Raw genomic sequence first — 14,032 nt, 5'->3', positions numbered from 1 at the left:
CGCCGACGGGCTACTGCCGGAGTCGTTCGACGACGACCTGCGCCAGTTGCGGGCCGATCCCCCGCACCTCGGAGATGGCGGCGGCATCGGCGCTCTTGAGCCGCGCGACGGACCCGAAGTGCTTCAGCAGCTCGCGAACGCGCGACGGCCCGAGCCCCGGTATCTCGCCCAGCACCGACTGGATGTCGTTCTTGCGCTTCTGCCGCTGGTAGCTGATCGCGAAGCGGTGCGCCTCGTCGCGGATGCGCTGGATGAGGAACAGCGCGTCACTGTTGCGCGGCAGGATCACGGGGTAGTCGGAGTCGGGAAGCCAGATCTCCTCGAGCCGCTTCGCGATGCCGGCGAGCTGGATGCCCGTGATGCCGGCCTCGACGAGCGCCCGTTTCGCCGCGGCGACCTGAGGCTGGCCGCCGTCGACGATCAGCAGTTGCGGCGGGTACGCGAACTTCTTCCGGCGCTTCTCCTCGGCCTGGCCCGGGTCGTCGACAACGGCCGCGAGTGCCGGCTCCTCCTTGAGGTACGCGAGCCGCCGCGTGAGCACCTGGTGGATCGACTCGGTGTCGTCGGTCGACTCGGGGATGCTGAAGCGGCGGTACTGGTCTTTGCGGGGCAGACCGTCTTCAAAGACGACCATCGACGCGACGATGTTGGTCCCGCTCAGGTGAGAGACGTCGTAGCACTCCATGCGCAGGGGCGCCTCGTCCATGCCGAGCGCCTCCTGGATGTCGGCCAGAGCCTGGGAGCGGGCCACGAAGTCGCCGCTGCGGCGGGTCTTGTACAGGATGAGGGCGTTCTGCGCGTTCTGCGCGACCGTGAGGGCGAGTGCCGCCTTGTCGCCGCGCTTCGCCACCCCGAGCTTCACCCGCGAGCCGGGGCCGCGCAGCTCCCCCAGCCAGCGCTCGAGCGCGGGCGCGTCCTCGGGGAGCGCGGGGACGAACACGTCTCGGGGCGGGGTCGCATCCTCATAGGCGTTCTGGAGCACCGACTCGACGAGCTCTGCCAGCTCAAGGTCGAGCTCCTTGTCGACCACCCAGCTGCGCACGCCGCGGATGCGTCCGCCACGGACGATGAACTGCTGCACGGCGGCCGCGAGCTCGTCGTGGGCGATGCCGAACAGGTCGGCGTCCACCTCCTCGTCGAGCACGACGGCGTTCTTGGCGAGGGCGGTCTCCATCGCCGCCACCTGATCGCGGTAGCGGGCCGCCGACTCGAAGTCGAGGGCCGCAGAGGCGTCCTTCATGCGCTTCGTGATCGTCGTGACGTAGCGGGAGTCGTTGCCGCCCATGAAGCTCGCGAAGTCGAGCGCGATCGACTTGTGCTCCTCCAGCGTGACCCGGCCGACGCACGGCGCGGCGCACTTGCCGATATCGCCGAGGAGGCACGGCCGGCCGGTCTGCTGGGCGCGCTTGTAGGTGGAATCCGAGCAGCTGCGCATCGGGAACGCCTTGAGCATGATGTCGACGGTCTCGCGGATCGCCCACGCACGGCTGTACGGCCCGAAGTAGCGCGCGTTCGGGATCTTCCGGTTGCGGGTCACGAGCACTCTCGGCACCGGGTCGCCGAGGGTGATCGCCAGGTACGGGTAGGACTTGTCGTCCTTGTACTGGACGTTGAACGGCGGATCGAACTCCTTGATCCAGGTGTACTCCAGCTGCAGCGCCTCGAAGTCGTTGCCGACGACAGTCCACTCGACTGACGACGCGGTCAGCACCATCTTCCGGGTGCGGTCGTGGAGGGTGCTCAGAGGCGCGAAGTAGTTGCTCAGCCTCTGGCGGAGGTTCTTCGCCTTCCCGACGTAGAGCACACGGGACGAGGCATCCCGGAACCTGTACACGCCCGCCTGCTGCGGGATCTCGCCCGCCTTCGGGCGCCAGGCAACGGTCGACGCCATCAGACCCGCGTGCCCTCCAGTACCTCTTTGAGGAACACGCCCGTGTGGCTGCCCTCCACCGTGGCGAGCTGCTCCGGAGTGCCGATCGAGAGCACCTCGCCGCCGCCCGCGCCGCCCTCGGGGCCGAGGTCGATGAGCCAGTCGGCCGACTTGATCACGTCGAGGTTGTGCTCGATGACGATCACGGTGTTGCCCTTGTCGACGAGGCCGTTGAGCACCATGAGGAGCTTGCGGACATCCTCGAAGTGCAGGCCGGTCGTGGGCTCGTCGAGCACGTAGATGCTCCGGCCCATGGAGCGGCGCTGGAGCTCGGTCGCGAGCTTGACCCGCTGGGCCTCGCCGCCGGAGAGCGTGGTGGCGCTCTGGCCGAGGCGCACGTAGCCGAGGCCGACCTCCTCGAGAGTCTTCAGGTAGCGGTGGATGCTGGAGATCGCCTCGAAGAACTCGGCGGCCTCGCTGATCGGCATGTCGAGCACTTCGGCGATGTTCTTCGACTTGTACTTCACAGCGAGGGTCTCGCGGTTGTAGCGCGCACCCCCGCAGACCTCGCACGCGACGTAGACGTCGGGCAGGAAGTTCATCTCGATCTTGATCGTGCCGTCGCCCGAGCAGTTCTCGCAGCGACCGCCCTTGACGTTGAAGCTGAACCGGCCGGGAAGGTAGCCGCGAGCCTTGGCGTCGGCCGTCTCGGAGAAGAGCGTGCGGATCTTGTCGAAGACGCCGGTGTAGGTGGCGGGGTTCGAGCGCGGGGTGCGGCCGATCGGCGCCTGGTCGACGTGCACGACCTTGTCGAGGTCGTCGAGACCCGTGACTCGGGTGTGCTTGCCGGGGATCTGGCGGGCGCCGTTGAGCTGGTTCGCGAGCACCTTGTACAGGATGTCGTTCACGAGGCTGGACTTGCCCGAGCCGCTCACGCCGGTGACTGCCGTGAGCACGCCGAGCGGGAACCCGACGGTCACGCTCTTGAGGTTGTTGGCGCGCGCGCCCTCGACGACGACCTGGCGCTTCTTGTCGATCGGCCGGCGCTTCTTCGGCGTCGCGATCGACTTGCGGCCGGAGAGGTAGTCGCCCGTGATCGACGCGGTGTTCGCGATCAGATCCTCATAGGAGCCGGAATGCACGACGACGCCGCCGTGCTCCCCTGCTCCCGGGCCGATGTCGACGATCCAGTCCGCGGTGCGGATGGTGTCCTCGTCGTGCTCCACGACGATGAGCGTGTTGCCGAGGTTCTTGAGCTTCACGAGCGTCTCGATGAGCCGCCGGTTGTCGCGCTGGTGCAGGCCGATGCTGGGCTCGTCGAGCACGTAGAGCACTCCGGTGAGGCCGGAACCGATCTGGGTCGCCAGCCGGATGCGTTGCGCCTCGCCGCCCGAGAGGGTGGCTGCCGCGCGCATGAGGTCGAGGTAGCTGAGGCCGACCTCGATGAGGAACTCGAGACGAAGCCGGATCTCCCGCAGCACCTGGGCCGCGATCTTTGCATCGCGTGCGGAGAGCTCGAGCTGCTGCATGAACTCGTGCGCCTTGACCAGGCTGAGCTCGCACACGTCGGCGATGCTCGCGCCGTGCACGGTGACCGCGAGCACCTCGGGCTTGAGGCGCTTGCCGTCGCACACCGGGCACGGGATCTCGCGGAGGTACTCGGAGACGCGCTGGCGCTGCACGTCAGTCTCCGCCTCCAGGTACTTGCGCTCCATGTACGGGATGACGCCCTCGAAGCCGGTGGAGTACTTCATCTCCCGGCCGTAGCGGTTCTTCCACTTGACCGTGACCTGGAAGTTGTTGCCGCGCAGGATCGCCTCCTGCACGCTCGCGGGCAGCTCGCCCCACGGGGTGTCGAGGGAGAAGTCGAGGTCGCGCGCGAGGCCGTCGAGCAGCTTCTCGAAGTAGTTGAAGAGGCCCTTGCCCTGACTGGTCCACGGGAGGATCGCACCGTCGGCGATGCTGACCGACTCGTCGGCGATGAGCAGGTCGGCGTCCACGGACATGCGGGTGCCGAGGCCGGAGCACTCCGGGCACGCGCCGAAGGGGGCGTTGAACGAGAACGTGCGCGGCTCGATCTCGGTGAGCTGCAGCGGGTGGCCGTTCGGGCACGACAGCTTCTCGCTGAAGTTGCGCCACGCGGCATCCCCGGTCTCGTCAACGTAGTTGATCGACACTAGGCCGTCGGTGAGGCGCAGGGCCGTCTCCAGGGAGTCGGTGAGGCGCGTGAGGATGTCGTCGCCCGCCACGAGCCGGTCGATCACGACCGAGATGTCGTGCTTGAACTGCTTCTTCAGCTTGGGCGGGTCGCTCAGCTGGATCTGCTCGCCGTCGACGATCGCGCGCGAGTACCCGCTGGTCGCCAGCTCTTTGAAGAGGTCGACGAACTCGCCCTTCTTCTGCGAGATGACCGGGCTCACGATCTGGTACCGCGTGCCGGTCTCGAGCTCCATCAGCTGGTCGGCGATCTGCTGCACCGTCTGCTTCTCGATGCGCTCACCGCAGACCGGGCAGTGCGGCACGCCGATGCGAGCCCAGAGAAGGCGCATGTAGTCGTAGATCTCGGTGATCGTGCCGACCGTCGAGCGCGGGTTGCGGTTCGTGGATTTCTGGTCGATGGATACCGCGGGGCTCAGTCCCTCGATGAAGTCGACATCCGGCCGGTCCACCTGGCCGAGGAACTGCCGCGCGTACGCGGAGAGGGACTCGACGTAGCGGCGCTGCCCCTCGGCGAAGATCGTGTCGAACGCGAGGCTGGACTTGCCCGAGCCGGAGAGCCCGGTGAACACCACGAGCGAATCGCGCGGGATCTCGAGGTCGACATTGCGCAGGTTGTGAACGCGGGCGCCTCGCACCGTGAGCTTGCCGTTGGGCGCCGACTTTCCTTCGATCGCAGCCAACATGGACTCCTCGTCCAGCTCTTCAATCTCGGTTATCGACACTCTGTCCATTCTATGGAAGCCACTGACATTGCCCGGACCCGTTCGCCCGGAGCGGAGACCCAGTGCGGAGAACCCGGTGCGGAGACCCGGTGCGGAGAACCCGGTGCGGAGAACCCGGCGCTGACGACCCAGTGCTGAGGACCGCTACTTCAGGTGGCCCGCCTGCTCCATCTGCCGCAGCTCCTTCTTGAGGTCCTGCACTTCGTCACGCAGGCGGCCCGCGAGCTCGAACTTGAGCTCGGCCGCGGCCGCGAGCATCTGCTCGGTGAGGTCGGCCACGATCTTCTCGAGGTCGTTGCCGCCCTGCGCCGCGAGCCCCTCACGGCTGCGGACGCCCTCGCGCTTGAGGTTGGGCGTGGGCGCGCGCTTGCGACTCGCGTCGTTCTTGCCACTGAGCAGCTCTGCGGTGTCGCCGGCCTCGCGCATGATCTGGTCGGTGATGTCCGCGATCTTCTTGCGCAGCGGCTGCGGGTCGATGCCGCGCTCCTTGTTGTACGCGATCTGCTTGTCGCGACGGCGGTCGGTCTCCTCGATGGCCTTGGCCATCGAGTCGGTCATGACGTCCGCGTACATGTGGACCTCGCCCGACACGTTGCGCGCCGCACGGCCGATGGTCTGGATCAGGGAGGTGCCCGAGCGCAGGAACCCCTCCTTGTCGGCGTCGAGGATCGCCACGAGGGAGACCTCCGGCAGGTCGAGGCCCTCGCGCAGGAGGTTGATGCCCACGAGCACGTCGTAGACGCCCTGCCGCAGCTCCGTGAGGAGCTCCACGCGGCGTAGCGTGTCCACGTCCGAGTGGAGGTACCGCACGCGCACACCGTGCTCGCCGAGGAACTCCGTGAGCTCTTCCGCCATCTTCTTCGTGAGGGTGGTGACGAGCACGCGCTCGTTCTTCTCCACGCGGAGGCGGATCTGCTCCAGGAGGTCGTCGATCTGCCCCTTCGACGGCTTGACGATGATCGCGGGGTCGACCAGGCCGGTGGGCCGGATGACCTGCTCGACTATCGAGTCGGTGATCCCGAGCTCGTACTTGCCGGGGGTGGCGGAGAGGTAGACCTTCTGCCCGACTCGGGCGAGGAACTCCTCCCAGCGGAGCGGCCGGTTGTCCAGGGCGCTCGGAAGGCGGAACCCGTGCTCGACGAGGGTGCGCTTGCGCGAGGCATCCCCCTCGTACATCGCACCGATCTGCGGGACGGTCACGTGCGACTCGTCGATCACGACGAGGAAGTCTTCGGGGAAGTAGTCGAGCAGGCAACTGGGAGCCTCGCCGGGCTGACGGCCGTCCATGTGGCGGGAGTAGTTCTCGATGCCGTTGCAGAAGCCGATCTGCTCCATCATCTCGATGTCGAACGTCGTGCGCATCCGGAGCCGCTGGGCCTCCAGCAGCTTGCCCTGCCGCTCGAGCTCCTGGAGGCGCTCGGCCAGCTCCTCCTGAATGGAGACGATGGCGCGCTGGATCGTCTGGGGGCTCGCGGCGTAGTGGGTTCCCGGGAACACCGAGACGGCGTCCATCGTCTTCACCACGTCACCGGTGAGCGGGTGCAGCGCGTAGATGTGCTCGATCTCGTCGCCGAACATCTCGATGCGGATCGCGAGCTCCTCGTACACCGGGATGATCTCGATGGTGTCGCCGCGCACCCGGAAGGTGCCGCGCGAGAAGTCGTAGTCGTTGCGCTGGTACTGCATCGAGACGAACTTCCGGATGAGCGTCTCCCGGTCGATCCGCATGCCGACCTGGAGCGCGATCATCGCGTCGAGGTAGGACTCGGCCGCGCCGAGGCCGTAGATGCAGGAGACGGTGGACACCACGACCGTGTCGCGGCGGCTCAGCAGGGAGTTCGTCGTGGAGTGGCGCAAGCGCTCCACCTCGGCGTTGATCGAGGAGTCCTTCTCGATGAAGGTGTCCGTCTGCGGGATGTACGCCTCGGGCTGGTAGTAGTCGTAGTACGACACGAAGTACTCGACCGCGTTGTCGGGCATCAGGTCGCGGAACTCGTTGGCGAGCTGCGCCGCGAGGGTCTTGTTGTGCGAGAGCACGAGGGTCGGGCGCTGCACCTGCTCGATCAGCCAGGCTGTCGTCGCGGACTTTCCGGTACCGGTAGCACCCAGCAGCACGACGTCCGTCTCCCCCGCGTTGATGCGCTGGGCGAGCTCGGCGATCGCGGCCGGCTGGTCGCCGCTCGGCATGTACTCGCTGACGACCTTGAACGGCCGAACGGCTCGGGTGGGCTCCATGCATTCAGCATAGGCAGGGCCACCGACGCTAGAGGGCCTGTGCGCTATGAGCGGACGCGGCCGCCATCTCCCAGAGCTCGTCCGCCTGCTCGAGGGTGTGCTCGAGGGTCCCGTTGCTGTCGATCACGATGTCCGCGATCGCGAGCCTCTCCGCGTCGGAGGCCTGCGAGTTGAGCCGGTGGGTAGCCTCTTCCCGGGTCATCCCGCGCAGTTCCATCATGCGGTTCAGACGCACGGCCGTGTCGGCGTGGACGACGACCACGAGGTCGTACTTGCGCGGCCGCTCGTGCACCGCCTCGACGAGGAGCGGCACGTCGTAGACGCCCACGGCGTGGGGGTCCGCGGCGTCGGCGTCGGCGAACAGCCGGTTGCCGAGGCGCTGGATCTCGGGATGGGTGATGGCGTTGAGCGCCTCGCGCCGCTCCGGGTCGCTGAAGATGATCGCGCCGAGCGCCGCGCGATCGAGAGTGCCTTCGGGCGTGATCACGCCGGGGAACTCCTCCGCGATCCGGGCGAGGCCGGGGGTGCCCGGCTCCACGACGCGGCGGGCGAGCACGTCCGCATCGACCACGACTGCGCCGTGACTCGCAAGGCGCTCGGCGACCACGGACTTGCCGGACGCGATACCACCGGTGAGGGCGATCAGGTACATCCCGTAATGCTAGCCTCGGCGTGAACGAGGGCGTGAACGAGAGGATGCCGCATGTTCGAGGTGCTCACCGGCGCCGGGCTCGCTGTTGCGGCCGGCCTCAACGCCTACATCCCGCTGCTCGTCCTCGGGCTCGCCGGCCGGTTCCTCGACTTCGTCGACCTGCCCGCCCAGTGGCAGTGGCTCTCGAACCCGTGGGTGCTGGGGATACTGGGCGTGCTGCTCGTCATCGAGATCGTCGCCGACAAGATCCCGGTGGTCGATTCGATCAACGACTGGATCCAGCTCTTCGTCCGCCCCGTCGCCGGCGGCATCGCGTTCGGCACGGGATCGAGCTCCGGCACCGCGGTGGTCTCCGACCCCGCGCAGTTCTTCACCTCGAACGCGTGGGTGCCCATCGCCGTCGGCATCCTTCTCGCGCTCGCCACCCACATCGGCAAGGCCGTGTCCCGTCCGGCGCTCAACGTCGCCACGGTCGGCACTGCGACCCCTGTCGTCAGCACCGCCGAGGACTTCGGCAGCGTCATCCTGAGCGTGCTCGCCCTGCTGCTGCCCGTGCTGGTGATCATCGCGATCGGGGGCGTGATCGTGGGGTTCGTCCTGCTCTTCCGGCGGTTCCGGCGCGGGCGGCGCAGCGGCGCCGAAGTCACCACCTAGGCGCGGGAGACCCCGGTCCTCGGCCGCGAATCGGCTCCGAACGCGACGAAAACGCAGGACATTGGGCAATTTAGCGGCCCGAATATCGGGATGCCGCGGCTCACGTGACTGATCTCCTGCGTTTTCGGCGCGCAGCGGAAACGACGAACGGCCGGCCCTCCGAAGAGGACCGGCCGTTCGTTGCTGACTAGTTCAGCCTAGGAGTTGTTCGACAGCTTCTCGCGAAGCGCAGCGAGCGACTCGTCGTCGGCGAGGGTGCCGCCGCTGGCGGGGGCCTCATCGCTCGAGAAAGAGGACGCGCCAGCCGGGACGGAGCTGCTGGAGGAGATGACGTCCTCCTGCAGGGCTGCGGCCGCGACCTGCTTCTTGTGCTGCTCCCAGCGGGCCTGGGCGGCAGCGTAGTCCTGCTCCCACTTCTCGCGCTGGGTCTCGAAGCCTTCCTTCCACTCGTTGGTCTCCGGGTCGAAGCCGTCAGGGTACTTGTAGTTGCCCTGCTCGTCGTACTCGGTGAGCATTCCGTAGAGTGCCGGGTCGAACTCGGTGCCCTCGGGGTCGACGCCCTCGTTCGCCTGCTTCAGCGAGAGGCTGATGCGGCGACGCTCGAGGTCGATGTCGATGACCTTGACGAACACCTCGTCGCCGACCGAGACAACCTGCTCGGCGAGCTCGACGTGCTTGCCCGACAGCTCCGAGATGTGCACGAGGCCCTCGATGCCCTCGGCAACGCGGACGAACGCGCCGAAGGGGACGAGCTTCGTGACCTTTCCGGGAGCAACCTGGCCGATAGCGTGCGTGCGGGCGAACACCTGCCACGGGTCTTCCTGGGTGGCCTTGAGGGAGAGCGACACGCGCTCGCGCTCGAGGTCGACCTCGAGGATCTCGACGGTGACCTCCTGGCCGACCTCGACAACCTCGGACGCGTGCTCGATGTGCTTCCACGACAGCTCGGAGACGTGAACGAGGCCGTCCACACCGCCGAGGTCGACGAAGGCACCGAAGTTGACGATCGACGACACGACGCCCTTGCGAACCTGGCCCTTGGCGAGGTTGTTGAGGAACGTAGTGCGGCTCTCGCTCTGCGTCTGCTCGAGGAGCGCGCGGCGCGACAGGACGACGTTGTTGCGGTTCTTGTCGAGCTCGAGGATCTTGGCCTCGATCTCCTGGCCGAGGTACGGCGTGAGGTCGCGGACGCGGCGAAGCTCGATGAGCGACGCGGGCAGGAAGCCTCGCAGGCCGATGTCGACGATGAGGCCGCCCTTGACGACCTCGATGACCGAGCCGGTCACGACGCCGTCGGCGTCCTTGATCTTCTCGACGTCGCCCCATGCGCGCTCGTACTGTGCGCGCTTCTTGGACAGGATGAGGCGACCCTCCTTGTCCTCCTTCTGGAGAACGAGAGCCTCGACGGTGTCACCGACCTGGACTACCTCGGTGGGGTCCACATCGTGCTTGATGGAGAGTTCGCGGGAGGGGATAACACCCTCGGTCTTGTAACCGACGTCGAGGAGGACCTCGTCACGGTCGATCTTGACAACGGTGCCCTCGATGAGGTCTCCGTCGTTGAAGAACTTCAGCGTCTTTTCGACCGCGGCGAGAAAGTCTTCAGCAGATCCGATGTCATTGACGGCGACCTGCTTGGGTGCCTTGTCGGTCGTTACGATTGTCATGTAGTAGTTGCTCCGGATGGACATGAGTAAGGCCAGGGACGAGAGAATCTGTGGTTCGCCCGAGGCAGGCGGATAGAAGTGCCGCAGAAATGCGACGTTCCAGCTTAGCGCTTCTGTCAAGCCCGGGCTACCGCGACTCAAAGGGGCTAGGAAGCGCGCGACTCCTTGGACGCCCGTTCGGCGACGATCTCGCGCAGGGCAACGTTGAGATCGGGATACTCGAACTCGTAGCCCGCGGCGAGCAGCTTCTCCGGCACTACCCAGCGGCTCTTGAGCACGAGCTCCGTCTCCGAGCGGATCAGCGCGGTGCCGACCTCGAGCAGCGGCCGGGGCGCTGGCAGGCCGAACGGCACTCCGAGCGCCTTCCTGATCGTGCGCATCAGCTCGACATTGTCGACGGGATGCGGCGAGCTGGCGTTCACGACCCCCTCGACCTCCTCGTGAGAACGGAGGAACCTGATGATCCCGAGCACGTCGGCGATGTGGATCCAGCTGAACTTCTGCCGTCCCCACTTCGCCCGGAACTCGTGGAAGGTGCCGGCGGCGACCCGCGCACGCGTTCGGAACCACGGGCCGTCGAGCTGCGGCCCTCCCAGCCCGAACCGCGCGAGGCGCAGGAGCGGGACGAGCGCGCTGCCGTCGCCCAGGACGATGGCCATCCGCAGCGCGACCCGGCGGGTGCTGGGCAGGTCCGCGGCGCCGAGCTCGCGCTCCCAGGCGGTGGCGATGCCGACGGAGAACCCGGTGCCGATCTCCCCCGTCGACTCCGTCATGGGCCGGTCCTCCGCGTGCCGGTAGATGGTCGCTGTCGAGGAGTTGATCCACAGCGGGGGCGGCACCGCGCACGCGAGGAGCGCCGCCGACAGCTCCCGGGTGGTGTCGATGCGCGACCGCATGATCTCGGCGCGGTTCGCGGGGCCGTAGCGGCAGTTCACGCTCTTGCCCGCGAGGTTGACGAGCAGGTCGGCTCCGTCGAGCAGCTGCGTGATCGCGGCGGTGTCGCCCCACGCGGCATCCGGGCCATCACGGCCGATCAGCCGGACATCTGCGCCGTCAGCTCTGAAGGCTTTCGCCAGGTAGGTGCCGATGAATCCGGATGCCCCGGCGATGACGATGCGGTCAGACACCGTTCTCCTTCTCTACGCGGTAGGTGAAAGTGCCCGAGTACTCGTAGATCGTGCCCACGCCGGGCAGGCTCATGCGCAGGGACACGTGCTGCCGGCTGCCGTCGGTGCGCTCCACGAGAGTGACGCGGGGTGCGAGGACTCCCAGCGGCACGCGGACAGGGCCGAGTCTCAGAACCGCCCCTGTCGAGCGCAGGACGAGGCGGCCGTTGACGACGGTGGCCGACAGCGTCGAGGAGACGAGCGCGTGCTCCCCCAGTCGATCGGTGAGACCTGCGGACGTGATCCCGATCTCGTCGGACATCACGGCGTCTCCACCCGCGAAGTGGAACACCCGGCGCGCTCGCACGGTGCCCCGGCCCGTGGGCCGGTTCGTGATGGTGAACGGAACGGAGTGCTCCCACACCGGGAACACGATCCCGTCGAGCGCGAGCAGCGAGAGCAGCGGCCACAGCCAGCGGCGCGGGGTGCCGACGACATCGAAGACACCCTCGCCCCGGCCCGCGCTTCCGATCGGGATCGCCCCGAAGTACGCCCGGAGCGCCGGATCCAGCCGCGCGGCCTGCTCGCGGAGCGCCCGCTCCCAGGGGCTCACGAGGCGGTCGCGAGAACGCCGCGCATGTAGTCGAACTCGGTCTCGTACACGTGAGCGGACTTGACGATGAACGTCAGGGTGCCCACGGGCAGCCCGAGGGCACTCGCGACTGTGCGCTGCAGCTCCGCGAGCTGCACGAGGTTGCCGTAGCCCTTCGAGCCGAAGTCGATCGAGTGGGCGTACACCACGAGATCAACACCGCCCTCGGGTATCCAGAAGTCGAGCATGCTCACGCACGGGATGTAGGTCGTGTCGAGGGTGGGCTCGAAGGTCGTGATCGTCGCCGACCGCGAGGCAGGGTCATCCCGGAGCCTCTCGATCACCCACTGGACCTGGTCGGCCCCGGTGCCCGCGTAGTCGAAGAGGCGGCTCGCGTAGCTCCTGGCGTCGCCGAGCTCAGCGACGAGAGCGCGATCGACGAAGTTCGCCCGCATCCAGGCCAGGCGCTCGGGATTCGCGTGGGCGGCGATGAGCGCGTCGTCCGGGTCAGGGTGCTCGACCACGAGGGTCGCGTGGGCGATCTCGAGGATGGGCAGCCCGTCGTACGTCGTGGGGCGCCCCTCGGCGAGGATGCGGCGGGCAATGCCGAGCCAGGCCTCGCCGAGGGTCGCGCTCACTTCAGGAGTGCGGTCTTGAGCGTGTCGAGGCCCACCCCGCCGAGATCGAGTGCCTTCTTGTGGAAGTCCTTGAACGAGAAGGACGCACCGTCGCGCTTCTGAGCGCCGTCGCGGATCTGCTCCCAGATGCGCTGGCCGACCTTGTAGGACGGGGCCTGCCCCGGCCATCCGAGGTAGCGGTTCACCTCGAAGCGGATGAAGGAGTCGTTCATGTTCACGTTCTTGCGCATGAACTCGAGGGCGTAGTCCGCGTCCCAGGTTCCGGTGCCCTCGAGGTTGGGCTTGCCCAGGTGCACGCCGATGTCGAGCACGACGCGGGCGGCGCGCATGCGCTGGCCGTCGAGCATCCCGAGCCGGTCTGCCGGGTCCTCCAGGTAGCCGAGCTCCTCCATGAGGCGCTCGGCGTAGAGCGCCCAGCCCTCGGCGTGGCCGCTCGTGCCGCCGAGCTGGCGGCGCCATGTGTTGAGCGTCGCGCGGTTGTACACCGCCTGGCCGATCTGCAGGTGGTGGCCGGGAACGCCCTCGTGGTACACGGTCGTGAGCTCGCGCCAGATGTCGAACTCGGTGACGCCCTCGGGGACGCTCCACCACATGCGGCCGGCGCGCGAGAAGTCGTCACTCGGCCCGGTGTAGTAGATGCCGCCCTCCTGGGTGGGGGCGATCATGCACTCCAGCGCCTTGACCGGGTCGGGGATGTCGAAGTGGTCGCGGCTCAGTTCGGCGACGGCGCGGTCGCTCGTCTCCTGCATCCACTTCTGCAGCGCGTCGGTGCCGTGCAGCTTGCGCGCGGGGTCCTTCTCCAGGAACTCGACGGCCTCCTCGACGGAAGCGCCGGCCTTGATCTCCCCCGCGATGCGGGTCTGCTCGTCGACCATGCGCTGGAGCTCTTCGCGGCCCCACTCGTAGGTCTCGTCGAGGTCGATCTCGGCGCCGAGGAAGTGCTTCGAGTGCAGCTGGTAGAGCTCGCGTCCGACGGCGTCGCGCTCGGACGCGACCGGGGCGAGCTCCGTCTCGAGGAACTCGGCGAGACGCGAGTACGCGTCCGCGGAGGCCTCGGCGCCCGACCTCAGGTCGGAGGCGAGACTCGCCGGGATCTCCCCGCCGCCCTCGAGCGCGGCCGCGCCCGTGAAGTCGAAGAAGAAGCCGAGCGGGTCGCCGTGCTTGCGCGCCTGCTGGGCGACCTCGACGACCTGCCGGCGGGCCGGCACCACGCCATCGGCGATGCCCTTGCGGAGCGTCTCGATGTAGCCGTCGATCGCGCCGGGCACGTTCCCGAGGCGGGTGGCCACGACCGACCAGTCGTTCTCGGTGGCCGTCGGCATGAGGTCGAAGATCTCACGCACACCCTGGGCGGGCGACGCGATGACGTTCAGGTCGCGCTCGTTCAGCCTGGCCTCGGAGGACTGGACGTCGAGGCCGAGCTGGTAGCTGATGTCGGTCTTGGTGACCTCGTCGACCTCGTCGACGGGCGTCGCCGCAGCGAGCGCGGCGAGCACCTTCTTCGCCTCGTCGATGTACCGATCGTGGCCGGCCGGCGACAGGTCGCCGATCTCGCCGATGCGCCCCGGCAGTCCGAGCCAGATGGCGGTGTCGGGGTCGAGGTCGATCATGGTCTCGACCCAGGTCTCGGCGATCGCGTCGATCGCCGTGGGCTTGCGCGTGTCAGTCATACTCCG

The 14,032-nt window shown here is 67.8% G+C and carries 10 protein-coding genes; 1 reads left to right on the top strand and 9 read right to left on the bottom strand.

From position 1 onward, the window contains the following. Positions 1-10: 10 nt before the first annotated feature. The 4 genes from uvrC to coaE all read right to left on the bottom strand — a co-directional run bounded on the left by uvrC (position 11) and on the right by coaE (position 7,699). A complete protein-coding gene (gene uvrC, locus AC1RTC_RS03720; RefSeq protein WP_493154104.1) occupies positions 11-1,891 on the bottom strand; it encodes an excinuclease ABC subunit UvrC in 1,881 nt (626 codons plus the stop codon). Then, the gene (gene uvrA / locus AC1RTC_RS03715; RefSeq protein WP_493154279.1) at positions 1,891-4,773 is read right to left on the bottom strand and encodes an excinuclease ABC subunit UvrA; all 2,883 of its coding nucleotides are present in this window, start codon (positions 4,771-4,773) and stop codon (positions 1,891-1,893) included. Before uvrA ends, uvrC begins: the two co-directional genes overlap by 1 nt. A 183-nt stretch (positions 4,774-4,956) precedes the next feature. Continuing rightward, positions 4,957-7,047: an excinuclease ABC subunit UvrB gene (gene uvrB / locus AC1RTC_RS03710; RefSeq protein WP_493154103.1), complete on the bottom strand. Its 2,091-nt coding sequence runs from the start codon at positions 7,045-7,047 to the stop codon at positions 4,957-4,959. A gap of 28 nt (positions 7,048-7,075) precedes the next feature. Beyond that, entirely contained in the window at positions 7,076-7,699 is a 624-nt protein-coding gene (gene coaE / locus AC1RTC_RS03705; RefSeq protein WP_493154102.1) for a dephospho-CoA kinase, read from the bottom strand. A 51-nt stretch (positions 7,700-7,750) separates the two neighbouring features. Here coaE and AC1RTC_RS03700 point away from each other — a divergent pair, with 51 nt between their 5' ends. Next, entirely contained in the window at positions 7,751-8,353 is a 603-nt protein-coding gene (locus AC1RTC_RS03700) for a DUF4126 domain-containing protein (protein ID WP_493154101.1), read from the top strand. A 197-nt stretch (positions 8,354-8,550) separates the two neighbouring features. Here the strand turns inward: AC1RTC_RS03700 and rpsA are convergent, their stop codons facing one another. From rpsA to AC1RTC_RS03675, 5 genes are all read right to left on the bottom strand, one after another. Beyond that, a complete protein-coding gene (gene rpsA, locus AC1RTC_RS03695) occupies positions 8,551-10,020 on the bottom strand; it encodes a 30S ribosomal protein S1 (protein ID WP_493154100.1) in 1,470 nt (489 codons plus the stop codon). 146 nt (positions 10,021-10,166) lie between these two features. Continuing rightward, positions 10,167-11,147, bottom strand: coding sequence for an epimerase (locus tag AC1RTC_RS03690; RefSeq protein ID WP_493154099.1), 981 nt, complete (start codon positions 11,145-11,147; stop codon positions 10,167-10,169). After that, positions 11,140-11,739 carry a DUF4166 domain-containing protein gene (locus tag AC1RTC_RS03685; protein ID WP_493154098.1) on the bottom strand — a complete coding sequence of 200 codons (600 nt, stop codon included), beginning with the start codon at positions 11,737-11,739 and terminating at the stop codon, positions 11,140-11,142. Before AC1RTC_RS03685 ends, AC1RTC_RS03690 begins: the two co-directional genes overlap by 8 nt. Next, on the bottom strand, positions 11,736-12,356 hold the full coding sequence (locus AC1RTC_RS03680; RefSeq protein ID WP_493154097.1) for a thymidylate synthase: 621 nt from the start codon (positions 12,354-12,356) through the stop codon (positions 11,736-11,738). Before AC1RTC_RS03680 ends, AC1RTC_RS03685 begins: the two co-directional genes overlap by 4 nt. Beyond that, entirely contained in the window at positions 12,353-14,026 is a 1,674-nt protein-coding gene (locus tag AC1RTC_RS03675) for a DUF885 domain-containing protein (RefSeq protein ID WP_493154096.1), read from the bottom strand. The genes AC1RTC_RS03680 and AC1RTC_RS03675 overlap by 4 nt, the downstream gene beginning before the upstream one ends. Between the last annotated feature and the right edge of the window lie 6 nt (positions 14,027-14,032).

The organism is Rhodoglobus sp. GW821-FHT12B09 (genome assembly GCF_058809925.1).
The sequence above is the reverse complement of the archived record's forward strand: the minus strand, read 5'-3'. Positions and strand labels throughout refer to the sequence as shown.

Excerpts from the sequence above, each read along its gene's own strand:
- uvrB (WP_493154103.1), bottom strand. The coding sequence starts at position 7,047 with ATGGAGCCCACCCGAGCCGTTCGGCCGTTCAAGGTCGTCAGCGAGTAC.
- AC1RTC_RS03675 (WP_493154096.1), bottom strand. The coding sequence starts at position 14,026 with ATGACTGACACGCGCAAGCCCACGGCGATCGACGCGATCGCCGAGACC.
- rpsA (WP_493154100.1), bottom strand. The coding sequence starts at position 10,020 with ATGACAATCGTAACGACCGACAAGGCACCCAAGCAGGTCGCCGTCAAT.
- uvrC (WP_493154104.1), bottom strand. The coding sequence starts at position 1,891 with ATGGCGTCGACCGTTGCCTGGCGCCCGAAGGCGGGCGAGATCCCGCAG.
- coaE (WP_493154102.1), bottom strand. The coding sequence starts at position 7,699 with ATGTACCTGATCGCCCTCACCGGTGGTATCGCGTCCGGCAAGTCCGTG.
- uvrA (WP_493154279.1), bottom strand. The coding sequence starts at position 4,773 with ATGTTGGCTGCGATCGAAGGAAAGTCGGCGCCCAACGGCAAGCTCACG.
- AC1RTC_RS03700 (WP_493154101.1), top strand. The coding sequence starts at position 7,751 with ATGTTCGAGGTGCTCACCGGCGCCGGGCTCGCTGTTGCGGCCGGCCTC.